This window comes from Psychroserpens citreus (assembly GCF_055686305.1).
Map to the genome: position 1 here is coordinate 180,499 of NZ_CM145999.1, position 20,578 is coordinate 201,076.

A 20,578-nucleotide genomic window follows, 5' to 3' on the forward strand; every position below is an offset into this window, starting at 1 on the left:
TTCTTTCGCACTTATCATACACAAACTCGTTGTAAACAAGCTGAAGCCAGCCACATATTAGGCACATTTGGTTTTATGCAAACGCCCAAATCCAATACAAAAAAACCAAAAGAGCCTAATCTTGCCATCGCTGAAATAAAGTGAGAAAAATCATAAATTGAATAAAAACTTAATCGTAATTTAGGTAAATCAAAATTGTATTAAAAAGAATCTGCACCAATTAGAATGACAATAGAAGAAATTTATAGAAAGGAAGAGATTAGTGTTAGATCATATCACGTTTGTAAATACAACAACTTGAATTCTGTAAAAGATTTAAACGAATATTACTTCAAACATAAATCTTTCGATAAACTTCGTAATTGTGGCAGAAAATCTAACGAAGAATTAATTGAAATCTGCAACAAATATCCAGGAGATCATTTAGACAATCGAGAAACTGAAATCAAATTAGAAAATCCTCTAAAAACAATAATTTCAGAATTAACAAGAGTTCAAAGAGAAGTAATAAATAGTTTTATTCTAGTCAATACAAATAGTCTTACTGTTAGAAGTAAAAATGCAATAATACTTCATTTAAGAAGAAATTTAAAGATTAAAAATTTCGCTGAAAAAATATTGCTTCCCGATACTTTTAATGTTAAAAACATAAAAAACGTTGGAGCTAAATGTGTTCCGGAATTAGAAATTTATATTTCAATAATTAAGGATTTCTTAAATGAAGTAAATCAATCAGATAATGACAAAAAACTTATTTCATTAAAGAATAACTTTTTAATTCAACGAACTTTTTCAATTTCAAAAATTCCTAATGAAATACTCGAATCAGAATCAATTTTCTTATTAACTGATTTTTTATTAAATCAAAATGCTCTTTTTGATAAAACTCAAACATTAATTGTTAAAAATGCTTTTAGAATATATCAAAATCAGAAAGAATTAACCCTAGATGATATTGCAGAAAAAGTAAACTTGTCTAGAGAAAGAGTAAGGCAAATAAGAAAGTCATGTATGGATGATCTTTTTAATAAACTTTTATTTATTCAAAATTTCAGCGATGACTTATTTCAAAAATATAATATAGACATTAATTCTAATCAACTAGAAATTGACACAGAAATTGTAGATTTAGTAAATAAGACAAATAACACAAATTTATCCAAAGAGTTTATTTCCTACATATTATTTGCGTATTTACAGGATAAATTTTCTCTGATTGGAGAAATTGAAGATGTTTTGCAACCAAGATACTTTAACGCTCGGAACAGACATAATTGGAAGAATTTCCACTTAATTGAAAAAGACATAGTCAAAGAAATTGATTTTAATGCTTTAGCTAATGATATTGATAATAGAATAAGTGATAAAATTGTAGAATCCTACTCATTTAATTTTAAAAGCTACTTATCGAGATTTTTAACTAATAATAATATTGATTTATTAGATTCAGCTTTTCCGATTGGCGAAAAAATAATTAATGACGAATTTGAATTATTCCTTGATTTAGATGAGAACATAACATTTGAAAGAAATACTAAAAAACAAGTACACGAATATGCACTTGAAGCACTTGAAGAATTAGGGAATCCATCTAAAATCAATATAATTTTTGATAAGGTATTAGAATTAAATCCAAATTACGTCACAGATGAAGCAAGTTTGCGTGCTTCTATGGCCAGAAGGAATGGATTTGTGCCAATAGGAAGAAAAAGTGTTTTTGGATTAAAAAAATGGGAAAGAGAATTAGAAAACTTCAAAGGAGGTACAATTAAGGATGTAATAATAGAATTTTTGGAAGATAAAAATGAACCAATTCATATTCTCTTAGTATTAGAATATTTGGATAAATTCAGGAAAAATAAAGATGCAAAAAGTGTATTAACTAATCTTAAAGTTGATCCTTTGAAAAGATTTTTGATTTATAATCAAGGGTTTATAGGTTTACAAAGTAAAGAGAATAAATACGATGATAAGTTTAAAAGTTTACCAGTACAATTAGGTAAAACTATTATTGCAAAACATAAAAAAGGTTTTTCAATAAATGATATAAAAAATTTCTTGCTAAATTCATATAATCTAACTTTTGAAGAATCAAAATTAATATTAAATAATTTAAAATATTTTAATGAAAATTAAAGAAACTAAAATACTACAGAGCCAAAGACTCAAAGAAATATGCAATAAAAAAGATGTGAATTATGATTCTCTAGAAATTTTATTGGATTCTGTAAAGACTAAAAAATTGCTAAAAAGAAACAATTACCACCAACAAAAAATTAATGATGTAATTGAAAAGACAATAAAATGAAGTTATCCAATATAGAAATCAACAATTTTAGACAATATTACAATGAAGTTAATATTGATTTATCAACCAATCCAAATCAAAATATCATTGTAATTGGTGGTAGAAATGGTTATGGAAAAACAAATCTTTTGCTATCAATAGTTTGGTGTCTTTATGGAGAAAAAATTTCTCAAATTGATAACAACTTCAAAAAGGAAATTCAGAAAGAAAAAAACTATTCATCTTTTATGCAGCAATCCATAAATTGGACTGCAAAAAAAGAAAATAAAGACACTTTTTCTGTTAGTATACTTGTTTCCGAAATCGAATTACCAGAACTAAAGAAATTAAACTCAAATTCTGAAAGTGTAATTATTACTAGAACGTTTAATGTTACTAGTATGAATGAAAAACTTTTTATTTTAGATTCTGATTCAAAAATGGAAATTTTTGATGATGAAGCAGATAAGATTAATTTTATAAATGATTACATAATTCCGATAGATGCAGCAAAATTCGTCTTTTTTGATGCAGAAAAAATATCTGAAATAGCCAACTTATCAATTAAAGAAGAAGGCAGTTTTATAAATGACGCTTTAGGTAAAATTTTAGGATTAGACACTTATGATACACTTATCGATGATATAGAGTTTTACATAAATTCTCTTAAAAAAGAAGGAGCTACTAAAAATTTACAAGAGCAAATTGTAGATAAAGAGAAAGCAATTGAATTTTCAAATATAGATATTGAAAAACTTGAAGAAGAAAATGCTGAAAAGCTAAAAGAAATTGATGATTTAAAAAAGACAATTCGTCAATATAATAATCTAATTTCTCAACATAGTAAACAAGGTAATTCAACTTTCGACAGAGAATCTGTATTATCAGAAATAGAAAAACTAAAAACAAAGGAACTTGAACTTTCTGAAAGGTTTAATGAATTAAGTGAGATTATTCCATTAGCAATATTAACTGGCAAACTAGAAGAAGTTAATGAACATTTAGAAATTCAAGAAAAAAACGAATTATCGCAAAATTTATCAAAAGAAAATTCTGAAAAAATAGAAAACTTTATTGAATTACTTTTTAACAAACCACCTGAACCAGATAATTCTACAATGTCTTTTAAAGACAAGAACTTTTATTATGAAAAAGCTAAAAATTTAGGTTCAGAATTATTTAGTGATAATGGAGATTATCAAGAATTAGAATTTGAACTCGATTTGAATAATTCAGAAAAAAATCTAATTAAAGATGCTATAAATCTAGTTAATGAACAATCAAAAGATTTATTCGAGACTACAATTGAAGAGTTCAATGAAGTACAAATTAAACTTTCAGAATTACACAAAACATTAAGTAAAGTTGATGCTGATTTAGAAGATGAACTAATTTTGGAATACTCATCCAAAAAAGATACAGCAGATTATAATATCACAGAAAATAATAGAAGAATTGGAGAAAACAACCAGCAGATAACAAAGTTAAAAAGTGATATTGTTCGTTTAAATCAGCAGCTACAAACGTTGGTAAAAAAGGTAGATATAAATGCACAAAATAAACTGAAAATTAAAGAAAGTCAGAAATACATTGACGTTTTGAATTCATTCCTTGAAGAACAGAAAAGCAAACACAAAAGTAGTCTTGAAAAAACAATTTTAAGCGAACTAAAAATATTAATGCACAAACTTGGTAGTGAAGAAAACAGTAGCAAATTTATTGAAGATGTAAAAGTTACAATATTGGCATCAGGACAAGGAATGAAAATCACATTATTAGATCAAGATGATAATGAAATAAGAAAAGAAAGTTTATCGTCTGGAGAAAAGCAAATTTATATTTCCTGTTTGATTAAATCTATATTAAACGAATCGATACAAAGTTTACCAATATTTATAGATACACCTCTTGGTAGACTTGATGAAGAACATAGAGATAGCATTACAAAAAAATATTATCCAGCTCTTTCAGAACAAGTCGTTCTATTTTCAACAAATAGTGAAATTACACCTAAAAGATTTAAAGATATTTCAGAAAACATTTCAAAATCTTATCTACTATTTAATGATGGGGCAAACACAAGTTTAAAAAACGGTTATTTTAATACTACAAGCAATGATTAGATTTAAAATAGATTTAGAAAGCACAGAATTATTAGATAGAATTACAAATATCTATAATTTTAAAAGAGACACAATTACAGGAAGAATTGCATTATCATTAAGTATTGAAAAAGGACGTCTTTTTCACGAAAACGAAAATAGTCTACCTCAAAACGGTAGAGAATACACACCTACAAGTAACATCTTTGGTCGATTAGTTAATGACGTAGATAATTTTACTCTTTATAAAACTATTTTCGATCAACATTATAATAAAGAATTGACAGAAAGTGAATTTATTAAGCTTTATAAACTTCATTTAAAAGATGGTCTAGAAGTTTGGAATAGTAAATTAAACAATAGCGACATTACGAAAGGAGAACATATTTCACTTTTATTGAAACCTGTAAAAAAAGGATTACACAAAAGAAAATCTAATGTGTTTGTTTCAAGTTCTAATAAAACAGAAACAGCTAATTTAATAAACAGTACAAATAAACCTATTGAATTAAACCTAGGAATCGAACTTAATGGGGAACCAATTAAGGTTAAAATTAATGACGAAACAGAATATACAAGTCGTCATTTTGGAATTGCAGGAACTACAGGATCAGGAAAAACACAATTAGTATTCGATTTAATTTATCAAATTTCCAAACAGACAGATTTTGAATTAAATTTTACATTTTTTGATTTTAAAGGAACAGATACTAAAGAAAAACTTGACACTTTTTTATCTTCAACTCAAGCTAACTTCATAGATGTTAAGCATCAAAATGGTTTCCCCTTTAGTCCATTAAAAAACTATGATTTAAGTAATCAAAACTATATTGAATCTTTTGCAAGTGATTTAAGAACGTTTTTTAAGAGTATTGGTCAAGTTCAATCAGCTAGTTTAGTAAGAGAAATAAAAGACTATTATTTTGATAATAATTCTTCACCAACATTAGACGATTTATTAGAGAATATTTTAGAGAAAAACAAAGGTAAATTTGATACGACGACTAGTGTAATTCAACAATTAATTAATTCTGGAATTTATGATGAATCAAAGTCATATTCAATATTTAATCAAAGTACATACATTTCAATGCCTTCAGAGGTCACAAAAGAGATTAAACAATTTGTAACATTTAATCTTTTGAAGTATATGTACGATAACATTAAGAAATCTGGAGATACAGCTGTAACAAACAATATAAAAGCTTTAAAACACGTAATTATTATTGATGAAGCACAGAATTTTCTGCAACATAAAAATGCAAGACCTGTAATTGAGTCAATGTTGAGAGAATTGCGATCAATGGGAATAATAATCATCTTAATTGCTCAAGAAACTCAAGACTTTGTTTATAAAGATTTTAATTTTATGTCACAAATTCAATTTCCTATTTGTGCTAATGTAAAAGATAAATCTACTAAAAGAATTATTCCATTTCTTGGTAGTGTAAACAGTGAAGTTAAACTGAACACTCAATTAGATAAACTTGAAGGAGGAAAAGCTATAATAAATATAGGAGAACCTAAACTAATTGAATTAAAGCAATGGTGGAAAACTAAAAAAGAGGAAAATATTTAAGTCGAAGCTATGCTCAAGCACATTTATTTTTTTCCAAAGCTAATAAAAGCCAAAGCTAAAAAATAAAAGAGCTTTCGCGGCAAAGCTGACATTGAACTAACAGAAAAAGTTGAAAAATCAAGCTGAACGGAATAAAGCCAGTTTACAACAACGTGTATAGTTAATTACTAGTAAAGCTTGTACTTCCCTAATGGTTCGTTACCTTTTACTATCTTAGACCTAACCAACGTAACTAACCATACACGTACACGTTGCCACACATTTGAGAAATAGTGAAAGTTGAACAATAAACTAACTGAAAAAGGTCATTTACTCATTCTGACTTTTACGAAACAAACTGAAATTATAGTTTCGTGAAACAAATGAATTAAGAACTGACTAAATCAAAACGAAATGAAAAAAATCGAATTATTATTAATTATCGCTCTTTTATCTTTACAAGGATATTCTCAAGAAAAAAACTTTATTGACCAACCATATTTAGAAACTACAGCAATCGTTGATACTTTGGTTGTTCCTGACCGAATTTATTTATCAATATTGATAACAGAAAAAGATACAAGAGGCAGAACTTCTGTCGAGGAATTGGAAAACCGAATGAATACAAAACTAATCGCACTCGGAATTGATACAAAAAAACAACTTACTCTATCTGATGTAACAAGTAATTTCAAAAACTACTTTTTAAAAGGAAAAGATGTATTAAAAAATAAAGCCTATACATTATTAGTTTATGACGCAGAAACCGCAGGAAAAGTAATCGTTGGACTTGAATCAATAGAAATTTCTAATGTCCATCTAAATAAAACGGAATATTCTCAAATCGAAGAATTAAAAATCAAATTGAAACAAAAGGCAGTTCTTAAAGCAAAAATGCAAGCTGAATCAATGTTGAAACCGCTGAATCAAAATATTGGAAGAGCACTTTATATTTCGGACTTGAACTCAAATATTACAAATTTACTTCAAGGAAAAGCTGCTGGAATTCAAATTAGAGGATATAGCTCAAACTATCGAGCGAAAGAATATCAGCCAATTGACATTGAATTTGAAAAAATAAAAATAGAAAGTGCAGTAACAATAAAATTTGGAATTGAATAAAAAAACGTGTGGCAACAACGTGTATAACTAATTATTGGTGCAGCTTGCACTCGGAAAATCCTACGGATTTCCCTAATGATTCGTTCCCTTTTATTATCTTAGACCTAGCCAACATAACTAGCCATACACGAACACGTTGGCAGTAATTTCCACAACGAAACGAAAGAAAGTTTTACCTTTGAGCTTGTGAATTATTTACCTCAAATATTATTCTCTTTTGGAGCAATTGGATTTATTAATAGCCTAATTGTTTCCATTTATTTTTTAATCAGTAAATCTTACAACAAACAAAGTAATCGACTTTTTGGATTATTTCTTTTTGTATTAAATTTTAGAGTTTTAAAATCTATATTTTATGCATTCTCTACAACTGATTCCGTATGGTATATTAATATTGGCCCTGCATTTTTTTTCCTTATCGGACCGTTATTGTTTAGCTACTTAATTAGTGTGTTTAAACCAAAATCCTTCTGGGCAAAAAACTGGAAATACCATATTTTATTTTGGTGTTTACTTGTTATTGCATTAATGATTTTTGTACCGTTTAAAGAAAATGTACAACTGAATAAAGAAACTATTTTACCCATAATTAACATTCAATGGTTGATTTATATTCTTCTTTCTGGATTAATGGTATTATACCCTAAATGTAACCTTATTCTGCATAATTGGAATATCATTTTTATTGGTGTAAATCTGATTATTTGGGCAAGTTTTACACTTGTTGGTTTTGATTATTTTATAAGCGGCTCTATCATTTTTTCTGTTTTCTTTTATGCTTTTTTCTTGTTTTTTCTTTTTAATAAAAGAATAATGAACAAAATTTTTATCAAGAACAAAATCAAAAAAACTACGTTAACGCCTGTTACTTCTAATAAGGTGTCAGAAGAGATAGACAAAATAATGTCCACCGAAAAACCCTATACTAACCCAAATCTTAAAATTGCAGATGTTGCCGAAAAATTGGAACTAACAACTCACGAATTATCTAAATTTGTTAACGATAATTTAGGTAAAAATTTTACCGATTTTATAAATGGGTATCGTATTGAAGAAGCTAAACAATTAATTGCAACACAAAACAAATTCACTATTGAAGCTATCGGCAACTTATCTGGTTTTAATTCAAAATCAGCATTTTACAAAGCTTTTAAAAAGCATACGGATACTACACCTGCTCAATATAAATCAAGATTATAAGTCCTTTTTTATAATTCAGTACACTTTTTGGGTTCATTCACTAAGCACTTTTATTAAAACCGTTTATACTTGCCAAAAAAATAATACGAATGAAATTTAAACAACTAATAATTTTTGTCTCTATTCTATTTTTCACAAGTAGTTGTACTGCACAAGTACATTCAAAAAAATCAATTAAAGAAGCTATAATAACATTTGCTTACAATGATATTGACAAAGCAATTGTTCATTATAAAAACCTCAAAAAAAACAATGAAGAAGATTATAATTTTGATGACAAAAATGAACTCAACAGCCTTGGCTATCAATTAATTAATGATAACAGAGTTAATGACGCAATAAAGGTTTTTCAATTTTTAGTATCTGAATTCCCAAATGGCTATAATGGCTATGATAGTTTGGGCGAAGCCTATTATATCAAAGGAGATTATGAAAAAGCTATCGTTAATTATCAAAAATCACTCGATTTAAATCCTGAAAACACCAATGCCGAACGTATAATAGCAGAAATTAAGTTTAAGAATAGAGAAAAGGATAAGTTTTATAAAACATATAGCAAGCAACAGTATTTAGATGATTTAGATGAATTGGCTAAAACCCTAACCACTATAAATCCTCATCCATATAAATCCATTTCAAAAAATCGGTTCTGGAAGGTGGTAGAAGATAAAAAAGGCTTAATTACCGATAACACTACTTATGCCGATTTTATCTGGCATTGTAGCGAGTTAGTAGCCAATATAAATTGTGGGCATAGTGCAATACCAATGTATTTTCAGCAAGAAAGTGAAATGCTTCTGGATACTTTACGTTTCCCTATGGAGTTGTTTTATATCGATGGAAGACTGTATGTGGCTGACGCTTTAACAAATAACCATAGTATACGTGCAGGTACAGAAGTATTTTCAATCAATGGGAAAAGTAGTATTGAAATTACAGAAGATATTTTTAAGCATATTTCTACACAAGGCAAAGTGGAGAGTGCTTCTAAACGACATTTTTTCAATGCGTTTTCATCAGCCATCATTCCATATGCATTGGGTTTTCCAAAAAACTATACAGTAGTTGTTGCTGGTCAAAAACAACCTATTGCTTTAAAAAGATTAGATGAATATAAGTCTGGGTTGAAAAATTTAAGTACCTGTAAAGAAACATTTTGCTTAGATTTTATTAATAAAAACACAGCTCTTTTAACAATAAATCATTGGGATTTTTATGGAAATCGTTTTTCCATTCTTCAAAAATTTATCGATAATAGTTTTAAAGAAATATTCAAAAAAAATCCTCATAACTTAATTATAGACGTTCGTGGAAATGGTGGTGGAAATTCTTGGGGAGCATCACATCTTTTACAATATTTGATTAAAAAACCGTTCACTTATTTTAAAGTTGCCCCACACAATGATAGAAAATTAAAGCCATTAGACCCATTCGAAACCATATATAAAGGTAATATTTACTTTTTAGCAGATGGACGCTCAGGTTCTACCACAGGGCAATTGCTTGCCTTGGCAAAGCATCATAACATAGGTACCATAATAGGCGAAGAATCCAATGGTTCAATTTTTTATACTGGAGGTCAAAGGATGTTCTACCTAAAAAATACAAGCGTATTTTACCTGGTAAGTAGCGCAACACATATTAATGACATAGATTCTATGTCAGAAGAAAGAGGTGTATTCCCTCACCATTATAGCATTCAAACTATTGAAGATTATCTTAATGGTATTGACACCACTTTAGAATACACTTTAGAATTAGTCGAAAAAGAATAAACTACAGCCAACAACGTGTATAATTAATTGCTCAAGCTGGCTAAGAGAAGGATCTTTTCTTACAATTCACTATATTGTTACTGCGGAAAATGAATCGTGTACTTTCCCGCAACTAATCATACACAAACACGTTGTGTGTAATTAGAGAAAACCGAGAATGACAGAATTAGAATTAATCTGGCAAAAGCCTATTTACCTTCCATATTTGCAACCGAAATTGACTCATGAAATTTTGGAAAAGGCAGAATTGAAATTAGGTTATAAACTACCCAAAGAGCTTGTTGAATTATTGAAAATTCAAAACGGAGGCTACATTAGAAAAACACTTGAGGAATCTCTAAACGAACAAATTTATGGAATTGGTCCGCATTTTCCTTCTCTTACAGATGTAGATTGGACAGATTATAAAGATTGGGTAAGTTTTGAACTAAATGGATTAATCCCGTTTGATGGTGATGGACATTGGCATATATGTCTTGATTATAGAAAAAACAATGAAAATCCACAGATAACTTATATCAGTGTAGAAAGTGATAGTCAAAGATTAATTGCGGAATCTTTTTCGGAATATTTATCTCAACTTGATTATGATATAGATGATGAGTTGGTCATCAGGACAAATAAAACTATTACCGAAATCTCTAAAGAACTTGAAAAATACTAAACATCAAGTTTGAAGAACCAGATAATTTTGCTCACGGATATGATGAATATAGAAGTGAATTAGATGGAAGTTGGATTTGGTTAAGTCCTAACCTAGTACCAAACGGTTTTGTTAGAGAAAATGAAGACAGATATCAAGAACTTATTGAATTATCGAAAGGAACTTCTTTGAGGTTTCCAGAAATATCAAATTCTGACTTACTCATTAGTTTTTCAAGCAAAGAAGTTGAGAATGAAGCTGTGGAAAAATTAAAGTCAAATTTAATACAAATCAAACCTTTAACTGAATTAATAAAAAAATAACTACACACAACAACGTGTATAGTTAATTACTAGTACAGCTTATACTCGGAAAATCCTGCGGATTTCCCTAATGGTTCGTTCCCTTTTAGTATCTTAGACCTAGCCATCGTAACTAAACCATACACGAACACGTTGCCCACAATTTGAGAGAAACCGAAGAAATATTATTAATTCTGGATTTAGACGAAACTCTAATTCACGCAACTGAAAAAAAACTCGATATAGAATCTGACTTTCAGTATGCGGAATATTTCGTTTATAAACGTCCGTATTTAATCGAATTTCTGACAGAAATGAGCGAACACTTTAAACTCGCTGTTTGGTCATCTGCTGACGACAAATATGTAAATGATGTTGTGAATTTAATTAGACCTCCTGAAATAGATTTTGAATTTGTTTGGGCAAGAAGTAGATGTACTTTAAAACGTGATTATGAGTTGGATAAATATGTGCGAGAAAAAAGATTAAAGAAAATTAAAAAACAAGGTTTCCGACTTGAAAAATCTCTGATTGTCGATGATTCACCTGAAAAGACAAGAGATAATTTTGGAAACGCAATTTATGTGCAACCTTACGAAGGAAATTTAAAAGACAACGAATTGACTCTTCTTGCTGAATTTCTTAAATCAATTAAGGATTCTGAAAATGTTAGAGGAATTGAAAAAAGAGGTTGGCGTAATATAAAAACTTCAGATAACATTTAACTAATCGAAAAGAACCATTCACTCATTCTAAATTTCCCAAACGATTATTAGAATTTACTTTTGAGTAAATTATATGTTCATGAATAAATTAACTCTTATTATTTTTCTTTTTATTCCAGTTGCTTTACTTGGACAAAATCCGACTTTCAAAATTGACAGCCTTGTTGCAAAAAAAATATCTGAACTGAATTTAGAAAAAGTTGGATTTACCAGGAAATCTTGCACTGGATATGGAGTAAACTCTACAGGATATATATTTTGGGAAAAAGACTCATTGATTAAACTACAGAAAGTTGATTTTATAGAATACCCAAAAGAGGAATTTAAAATCTATCGCCCAATTGAGTTGGAAACTGACTTCTTTTTTTCCAATTTCGAAGAAAACAAAAGTATTCTTGAGAGTGATAAAGACTTAAAGAATTTTCAAATTAAAGTAAATGATAAGCAAGAGTTTGGAACTGTTTCAACTGGATATATACAAACTTCACATTCTTGTTATCGGAATATTTATGTCAAATCCGACAAGTTCGAATATCAAAAACTATTTGATTATTTTGACCTTGTTAAATCCCTAAAAAATTCCAAAACCGAGAAAAACATCAACTATGAATTCAATAATACGCTGAAAATAATAGAATTAGACAATTTGATAAACGAAGAACTTGAACGGATTGAATTCACAACTGAATTTGTCATTGAAAACTAAAAAAAACTGTGGGCAACACCGTGTATAACTAATTACTAGTACAGCTTACACTCGGAAAATCCTACGGATTCCCCTAATGATCCGTTCCTTTTTACTAACTTAGACCTAGCCTACGTAACTAACCATACACGAACACGTTGTACATAATACTTAAAATGAAAAAAACATACTTACTTCTTATTTTCTTTATTTTTTGCAGTCTATATTCTTTTGGACAAAACGAAGTTGAAAGTTGGGAATCTTACATAGCTTCATATGAAGAAAATAAACCAGGATCAACAACTGTAAGAATGGATATTTTCGATCAAATTCCTATTTCAGAATATCAGTATGTGCTAGTAACTGGAATCAAATACGAAAGTAAACTAGAGAATGGATTTCCTGAAGACGAAACTTTTCAATTGTTACACAAACTTGGTGATGAACTAGTTGAACTAGTAAATGAAAATTCTACAAATATTTTTGTTGGTTCATTCATGTTTGATTTTGAACGTCTTGAATACTTTTATATTAAGAATAATAAAGGAATTGAAAAAAAACTTGAGGAATTCTATAACTCTAATTATCCAAATAATGAATTTTATATAAATCTTAAAGAAGACAAAAACTGGAGTTATTATAGAGAGTTTCTTTATCCTAGCGAGGAAATCATTGAATATCTTGGAGATCAACGCGTAGTTGATGCTCTATTAAAAGCTGGAGATAATTTAAGTAAAGCTCGACGTGTTGATCATTGGACCTACTTTAGTGATGAGTCTAAATTGGAATCATTCAAAAGAGAAATTGAAAAATTGGGATTTAAAGTTCAAAATTCTACAAAAATTGAGCATGAATCTACACCATATGTAGTACAATTTTATAGAACAGACAATGTTGATCTTGATTCGATTTATTCAATAACTTCGTCATTAAGAAAATTAGCTATTTCAAATCAAGGTGATTACGATGGTTGGGAAACCTCAGTTGAAAAAGAATAATGCACTATGTACAACACCGTGTATAATTAATTGCTTTGGCAAGTGCCTACTTGGAAAATTCCTTCGGAATTTTCTCTGGCAAGTATTTGTTTACTAAATTAGTTGCTTAACCACGCAACTAACCATACACAAATACGTTACCTAAAATTACTCCGAACTTACTCTTATGCGGATTTTTTAAGCACTCAAACTCTGAATTTAATCTTACTCTACTCTGAATTAAACTCGGAATCGGAATCTTACTCGTGCGGAATTTTGAGCAACTTTGCGGAACTTAATACTCATACGAAATAAACTACTTACTCTAACTCGGAATTCACTCCTGCTCCAACGCTCTAATCATTCGTGATCACTCTTTTGTGTCGTAACTATTAGGTAACAATGTGTATAATACATTGTTCGCTCTGTGACTATGCGGAAAATCCTGCGGATTTTCCTACGTTGTGGTTTTATTTGCTAACTTAGTTCCTAATCAACACAACGATATCATACACAAAACCGTTGTACGTAATTTAAGTCGAACTCTAAAAGTCACATCTAAACACAGTTTTAAGATCAAATGTCATATTAATGACGTATCAAATACATTGCTTAAATTTGATAGAAATTAAAGATTGATTTAATCTTGCATCGAATTTAAAAGAAATGAAACAACCTCAATTAGGTAAAAAAATATCAGAGTTAAGACTAAACAAAGGATTAACGCAAACTGAACTAGCAGAAAAGTGCAATATAAGTTTGAGGACGATTCAAAGAATAGAGTCTACAGAAGTTACACCAAGAAGTTATACACTTAAGTTAATTTTTGAGGTTCTGGATTTTGATGGTTTTAGTTCACCAAATAAAAATTCATCAATAAAATCAGAAAACTCAAATAATTCGAGAAAAAATATAGTTAGAACTATTCTTTTACTTTTAACGACTTCTATTCTTTCTATTCTTATTTTTAAATTAATCTCTACCCCTAATAAACAATCAGCTAAAGAAGTAATTGAAATAATAAACAATAATCAATCAAACATTAAAAGGTGGATGAACAATAAACAAGTTGATTCAGTATTAACAATATATGATGATAATGCCTGCATTTTAAATTCAGTATGTGGAAAGATTCAAATTCGACAAATGATGAATGAAACTGTTAACAATGGTTATGAATTAATTGAATATAATTCTATATCAATTAATGTTAGTGACACTATTGCTGTAGAGAAATATAAAAACACTTATAGATATAAAGGAAAAGTTAGTAATCAAGTGGGAATTACAGAATGGCATTTCCAAAATGGCAAATGGCTAATTACATATGATGTATTTCGCGATTAACAATCTACTAAAAACAAAAAACATGAGAGTTAAACTAATCTTTATATTGTCATTAATAATACTTATACAAAGTTGTAAAAGTGTAGATTATGAAAAAAATAAGGAACTATACATGCAAGAGCAGTCAGAATTTGCGACTTCAATTCATAGATATATTCAAGGAAATAAGTACCCTTTAAACATCCTAAACCAAAATGATTTTACAAAAAAAATAGATTCATTGCGATTTATTTTTAACGATTATCTTAATGCCAATAAAGATAAATTAGATAAGAATACCATTAATGAAGAAACTGTACTAATTAAATTGGCATTCGATAAGTTTATTTTAGAATATCCAGAACTTCATAAAAGATTTACTGGTGAAAAGATTTCCTTATCTAAAACAAATCAATCTAAACTGAATGAGAACTTAAAAATCTTTAACGACACAACATTTTCTTCAACAAGAGAATTAAAACAATATATAACTTCATATATAAGAATTGAAGCAGACAAAATACTAGAAAGTGATGTTTTTAGCGAATCTGATAATCAGCAGTTACAAGCAGATTGGAGTGTTATGGATAAAATATTCACCAATAGTAAAATCATTGATTCATGGAAACACAAATATTTAGACTATCATATTAACAATTTCGGAATAAAAAATATTGACAAAATTTATTCCAGTTTTATGGCCTCTTGTAAAACAGATGAATATAAAGAAAGCATAAACAAACTATACAATTCTCATAAAGCGGTAAGGGAAAATCATATTATAGAAACCTATAAAGAAGTAGATGGTTTTAAATTAGATATGCATCTCTTCTTACCAAATTCTAAAGAATTTAAAGGAAAGCTCCCTACAATAGTAAAATTTCATGGAGGTAGTTGGTCAGAAGGGAAACCTGACTGGTTTTTTAGCACAGCAGAATCATACGCTAAACAAGGATGGGTAGTTGCTGTTGTTGAATACCGAATAAAAGGAAGACATAATATTTATCCGTTTGAATCTGTTAAAGATGCAAAATCTGCAATGCGCTGGATAAGAGAAAATGCGGATAAATACAATGTGGATTCCAATAAAATTATTGCCACAGGAGATTCAGCTGGCGGTCACTTATCTTTAGCAATAACACTTGTTGAGAATTGGAATGAGAGTACAGATAATCTTCAAATAAATCCAGTACCAAATGTTATCATAGTAAATTCAGGAGTTTATGATTTAACAACAAGGGAAACTAAATGGATTACTGAACAATATAAAAATAAAGAATTAGCTAAAGAAATTTCGCCAAACCACTTATTTAAAAAAAGTCCTTCTAAAATACTTTTGATTCATGGAGAAAAAGACAGGAATTGTCCTTATGAAACTGCAACATTTTTTTATAACCAAATGAAAGCACTCGGAAACGATATAGAATTACATACTATTAAGGATGCTGATCATTGGATATGGTTTGGTAAACATTCTGCCGAAGTTTCAAAAATTACAAGCGAATTTATTAGAAGTCTAAACTTTTAAAAACTACGTACAACAACGTGTATATTGCATTGCTCCTTCCCTAACCTCTCGGAATAATTATCGGAAACTCCCTTGTTCTAGTTTTATTTACTATTTTAGTTCTTAACCATCGCAACGACACCATACACAAACACGTTAGCTGTAATTAATGAAAAACATCATTCTTATATCAATTTTAGTATTAAGCAATATTATGTATTGTCAAGAATCTTTCAATGAAAGAGCTTTGATTAAAAAGTCTAATCAAATTATTAAGGCTTATTCCTCTCAAATTCATACGACTGAAATTAAAGACACAACTTATCTAAAAGTAAATTTTTTGAAAATGACTCGTTCTTATGGGGAAGATAAAAACTTAATTAAAAGAATAAATATAAATCCACGTTCTTCACTCGGTTTTAGTGGACCGAGAACTGAAATATATGATGCTAAAGGAAATATCATTGTAGCAAAAAATGAAGACATATATGGGGAAATATGGTATTTATCTATTAATGAATATGATGATTCTGGAAATCTAAGAAAACAAACTCTTTTCGATCCAAAATTTATTTATACAAAATTGTATGAATATGATTCAGAAAATAAATTATCAAAGGTCAGTTTTTATGATAGTAAAGGTCATAACGTAAAATCTGAAAAAAGAGCGAAACGGAAAAAACCGTATACTCTGAAATAAAAACTACAGCTAACAACGTGTATAACCAATTGCTTGGTTTGTGTGTACTCGGAAAATCCTACGGATTTCCCTACTGGTTCGGTTTCTTTTACTAACTTAGTTCTTGCCAACGCAACTATCCATACACAAACACGTTAGCAACAAGCTCTAAAAACTGAATTAGAAAATGAAATTTAGGAAAGCAACTAAAAATGACGTTCCAAAAATTGTGGAAATGATTGCAGATGATGAACTTGGAAAGACAAGAGAAAGCTTTCAAATTCCTTTACCGACTGAATATCTTGTCGCATTCGAAAATATAAATTCTGACCAAAATCAGGAACTGATTGTTGTAGAGAATGAAAATTCTGAAATTATAGGAACCCTGCAATTGTCATTTATTCAATACCTAACTTATCGTGGCGGAATTCGAGCGCAAATAGAAGCGGTAAGAATAAGAAAAGACCAAAGAGGACTTGGAATTGGAAAAACAATGTTTGAATGGGCTATTAACAGAGCAAAGGAACGGAATGCTCATTTACTCCAATTGACAACAGACAAGAAACGTCCAAAAGCAATTAAATTCTATGAAGATTTGGGATTTAAATCCACTCACGAGGGAATGAAAATGCACTTTAAATAAAAAAAGCCAGTTGCTAACAATGTGTATAATTCATTGCTAGAGTATGGTATGTTCTAATCGGAATATTCTCCGAATATTCCTCAGACTCGTCCTCTTTTGCTATCTTAGTACCTAACGCAACTAACCATACACGAACACGTTGTGCTTCATTATGACAAACCACTAACCAACAATGATAAAATTCTTTAGAAAAATTAGACAAAAATTACTCTCTGAAAATAAATTCAGCAAGTATTTGATTTATGCTCTTGGAGAAATCATTCTTGTTGTAATTGGAATTTTGATAGCAATTTGGGTAAACAATAGAAATGAAAATCAAAATCAAAAGACACATTTTGATGGAATACTTTCACAAATCAAAACTAATATTTCGTGTGATATAGGTTGGAATAACAGAGCTTTGGAGGCATTAAAGCAACAAGATAGCATATTAAAACTTCTTCAAAATAAACCTAAAAATGTCAACCCTAAAGTTATCCCTTATCTACTATATTTTCTTGATGAGAAATATCTAAAATATAATACAAATTCAAAGTTTCTACTTAACCAAATCAAATTCGAAAGCAGTCAGAACACTAAAGAAGAGCTTGTTGGACAGATATATTCTTACTATAACGTATGGGAAGAATGGGATGAAGTAATGGAAAGAAACAAAATACAATTCTTAAGAACTCTAATGGATGAAAAAAATATTAAACCTTATAATTATAATTTATTTCAATCTAAATTAAGCAACCTAGACACAACATATTTTTCTAATGACGATATATTGAAAACTTTTGCATTACTAGATAATGTAGTATTTAAAAACAAACTTCTGATGATTAGCTCTAGAATAGATAACCAAATCAGTAGTCTAAATAACAGATTAGCGGATGCTACTTCAATCCTAAGTCAAATAGAAAAGTATAATCCAGAAATAAATCTGGCATTTTCAGATATTGGTATAATAGGATCTGCGTTAGAAAGTGGATGGAGCAAATCTATTCCAATGAAATTAATAGATGAAGACAATTCAATATGGCAAATTCGAGTCATAATGAAAAAAGGTGAATATAAGTTTCGAGAACGTAATAGTTGGAATCGAAATTGGGGTATAAAATCTGATGATGATGATGATAGCAAAATAGAATTTTATGGGAATAACTTCATCATTGAGAATGGAGAATATGAAATTACACTCAATCTAAATGAAGGAGAACAATTGATAAAGAAAATTAAATAATAACGAAAGCACAACAACGCGTATAACTAATTATTTGTTCTGCTTGCACTCGGAAAATCATGCGGATTTCCCTAATGGTTCGTTTCCTTTTACTAACTTTAGCCTTGCCAACATAACTAGCCATACACGAACACGTTAGCAAACATATGACCAACCAATGAAGTTTATCAAAACATTCATATTTTTTATCCTAATCATAAGTTGCTCTGACAAAAAAGCTGAAATCAACACATCGGAATTTGACAAAGCTTTAGGCAAAGAGAATATCAAGACTTTGGACTTCCTTGTTTCCGATTTTGAGAATGACTTTTTAAAAAGACAATATCCGAATTTGGACACAGAAAATGCCTATCGACAATTTTTGACCGAATTAAGTGATGAGAAAACCGAAAACTGGAAAAGCATATCCAAAAAGGCTAGGAATGAATTTAAAGCAAGTGATTTGAGACACGAAATGTATGAATTTCCAGACTCGGTTTGGATTTTAAAGAATAGTACTTTTGATAAAATAGAATCGGATTCTTTAAATTTTTTGGAAAGCCCAATTCCTTATGTTAAATCGAGATATAAATACATAAATCCTGACGGAACAACTGAATACACTTACTCTAGAAGTTTTGGAGAAAACATATCCGAAGTTGATTATGATTCTATAATAAACCGTGAAATGAACTTACCTAATTTTAATTATATCGGTAAATATTTACAAGCATTGGAATCGATTAAAGACAAAGGAGAATTTCATAAAGAGTTTTATGAGACAAAGAAAAACGCTGGATTTCTATTCCCTGAATCGACTGCAAGGGTTATGCTGAATTACGACATTGATTTGAACGATAAACTGAATAGGAAAATAATTGTGCTTGAACTAGCATATTGAAAATGAATAAAATACGTTTGCTAACAACGTGTATAGTCAATTGCTTGTTCTGTGTGTACTCGGAAAACCCTACGGATTTTCCTCTGGTTCGTTTTCTTTTGATAACTTAGTTCCTAGCCAACGCAACTAACCATACACAAACACGTTACCTAAAATTACTCCGAACTTACTCTTATGCGGATTTTTTAAGCACTCAAACTCTGAATTTAATCTTACTCAACTCTGAATTAAACTCGGAATCGGAATCTTAGTCGTGCGGAATTTTGAGCAACTTTGCGGAACTTAATACTCATACGAAATAAACTGTTTACTCTAACTCGGAATTCACTCCTGCTCCAACGCTCTAATCATTCGTGATCACTCTTTTGTGTCGTAACTATTAGGTAACAATGTGTATAATTCATTGTTCTCTTTGTGTCCTTTCGGAAAATCCTGCGGATTTTCCTACGTTGTGGTTTTATTTGCTAACTTAGTTCCTAATCAACACAACGATATCATACACAAAACCGTTAGCTAAAATAGTGCATTGCCGAAAATTAATTAACCTCAGCTAACTTCCTTCACTATTCAAATCTTCGGATTTTTAAAAAATCAATTCAATCCTTTTATGGGAACTAAACGCTAGTATGGTTCGTGAATACCTAAATTCTTTTTGTAATCTCATACATACTTGTAAATAGCTGGTAAGCGTTCTGATTCGTTCTTATTCCATAAAAGGTGGCTGTTTATAACTCTTAGGTGCAACCTAAATGCGAGTATGTTAAGTCTGTAATTGCTTCTGGCATTGTAGTCTTATACATATCTGTAAATTGTGAGATCGCATTTTCTCTCGGTTGCTTTTGGTTTATAAGCTAACTTTTAGCTTTGCCTAAGGACAGTGTTGCACTAAAATAGCTAACAACGCGTATAATAAATGCTTAAATAAAGCTTCAATTAAAAGCC

Annotated in this window: 17 protein-coding genes; all 17 read left to right on the forward strand. The window is 29.4% G+C overall.

Annotated elements, in window-relative coordinates; all coding sequences use genetic code 11:
* Positions 1-225: 225 nt before the first annotated feature.
* The 17 genes from ACTU6T_RS00955 (at position 226) to ACTU6T_RS01035 (ending at position 19,636) form a co-directional block, all read left to right on the forward strand.
* Positions 226-2,136 carry a sigma factor-like helix-turn-helix DNA-binding protein gene (locus ACTU6T_RS00955; protein ID WP_460219390.1) on the forward strand — a complete coding sequence of 637 codons (1,911 nt, stop codon included), beginning with the start codon at positions 226-228 and terminating at the stop codon, positions 2,134-2,136.
* On the forward strand, positions 2,126-2,308 hold the full coding sequence (locus ACTU6T_RS00960; RefSeq protein WP_338101652.1) for a DNA modification system-associated small protein: 183 nt from the start codon (positions 2,126-2,128) through the stop codon (positions 2,306-2,308). The genes ACTU6T_RS00955 and ACTU6T_RS00960 overlap by 11 nt, the downstream gene beginning before the upstream one ends.
* On the forward strand, positions 2,305-4,410 hold the full coding sequence (gene dndD / locus ACTU6T_RS00965) for a DNA sulfur modification protein DndD (protein ID WP_248413974.1): 2,106 nt from the start codon (positions 2,305-2,307) through the stop codon (positions 4,408-4,410). Before ACTU6T_RS00960 ends, dndD begins: the two co-directional genes overlap by 4 nt.
* Positions 4,403-5,968: a DndE family protein gene (locus tag ACTU6T_RS00970; protein ID WP_460219391.1), complete on the forward strand. Its 1,566-nt coding sequence runs from the start codon at positions 4,403-4,405 to the stop codon at positions 5,966-5,968. The genes dndD and ACTU6T_RS00970 overlap by 8 nt, the downstream gene beginning before the upstream one ends.
* A gap of 393 nt (positions 5,969-6,361) precedes the next feature.
* The gene (locus ACTU6T_RS00975) at positions 6,362-7,069 is read left to right on the forward strand and encodes an SIMPL domain-containing protein (RefSeq protein ID WP_460219392.1); all 708 of its coding nucleotides are present in this window, start codon (positions 6,362-6,364) and stop codon (positions 7,067-7,069) included.
* A gap of 813 nt (positions 7,070-7,882) precedes the next feature.
* Entirely contained in the window at positions 7,883-8,269 is a 387-nt protein-coding gene (locus ACTU6T_RS00980) for a helix-turn-helix domain-containing protein (RefSeq protein ID WP_460219393.1), read from the forward strand.
* Positions 8,270-8,358: 89 nt separating this feature from the next.
* On the forward strand, positions 8,359-10,044 hold the full coding sequence (locus ACTU6T_RS00985; RefSeq protein WP_460219394.1) for a S41 family peptidase: 1,686 nt from the start codon (positions 8,359-8,361) through the stop codon (positions 10,042-10,044).
* Positions 10,045-10,201: 157 nt separating this feature from the next.
* The gene (locus ACTU6T_RS00990; protein ID WP_460219395.1) at positions 10,202-10,708 is read left to right on the forward strand and encodes an SMI1/KNR4 family protein; all 507 of its coding nucleotides are present in this window, start codon (positions 10,202-10,204) and stop codon (positions 10,706-10,708) included.
* A gap of 445 nt (positions 10,709-11,153) precedes the next feature.
* Positions 11,154-11,714 carry an NIF family HAD-type phosphatase gene (locus ACTU6T_RS00995; protein WP_460219396.1) on the forward strand — a complete coding sequence of 187 codons (561 nt, stop codon included), beginning with the start codon at positions 11,154-11,156 and terminating at the stop codon, positions 11,712-11,714.
* Between the two features lie 79 nt (positions 11,715-11,793).
* Positions 11,794-12,420 (forward strand): hypothetical protein, encoded by a 627-nt coding sequence (locus ACTU6T_RS01000; RefSeq protein ID WP_460219397.1) that lies wholly within the window; start codon positions 11,794-11,796, stop codon positions 12,418-12,420.
* 155 nt (positions 12,421-12,575) lie between these two features.
* Complete coding sequence (locus tag ACTU6T_RS01005) at positions 12,576-13,397, forward strand: DUF695 domain-containing protein (protein WP_460219398.1); 822 nt, start codon at positions 12,576-12,578, stop codon at positions 13,395-13,397.
* 645 nt (positions 13,398-14,042) lie between these two features.
* A complete protein-coding gene (locus ACTU6T_RS01010) occupies positions 14,043-14,723 on the forward strand; it encodes a helix-turn-helix domain-containing protein (RefSeq protein ID WP_460219399.1) in 681 nt (226 codons plus the stop codon).
* Between the two features lie 22 nt (positions 14,724-14,745).
* Positions 14,746-16,230, forward strand: coding sequence for an alpha/beta hydrolase (locus ACTU6T_RS01015; RefSeq protein ID WP_460219400.1), 1,485 nt, complete (start codon positions 14,746-14,748; stop codon positions 16,228-16,230).
* 148 nt (positions 16,231-16,378) lie between these two features.
* Positions 16,379-16,909: a hypothetical protein gene (locus tag ACTU6T_RS01020; protein ID WP_460219401.1), complete on the forward strand. Its 531-nt coding sequence runs from the start codon at positions 16,379-16,381 to the stop codon at positions 16,907-16,909.
* Between the two features lie 166 nt (positions 16,910-17,075).
* Positions 17,076-17,531, forward strand: a complete 456-nt coding sequence (locus tag ACTU6T_RS01025; protein ID WP_460219402.1) for a GNAT family N-acetyltransferase — start codon at positions 17,076-17,078, stop codon at positions 17,529-17,531.
* Between the two features lie 172 nt (positions 17,532-17,703).
* On the forward strand, positions 17,704-18,756 hold the full coding sequence (locus ACTU6T_RS01030; RefSeq protein ID WP_460219403.1) for a cadherin repeat domain-containing protein: 1,053 nt from the start codon (positions 17,704-17,706) through the stop codon (positions 18,754-18,756).
* 157 nt (positions 18,757-18,913) lie between these two features.
* Positions 18,914-19,636 carry a hypothetical protein gene (locus tag ACTU6T_RS01035; protein ID WP_460219404.1) on the forward strand — a complete coding sequence of 241 codons (723 nt, stop codon included), beginning with the start codon at positions 18,914-18,916 and terminating at the stop codon, positions 19,634-19,636.
* Positions 19,637-20,578 lie beyond the last annotated feature (942 nt).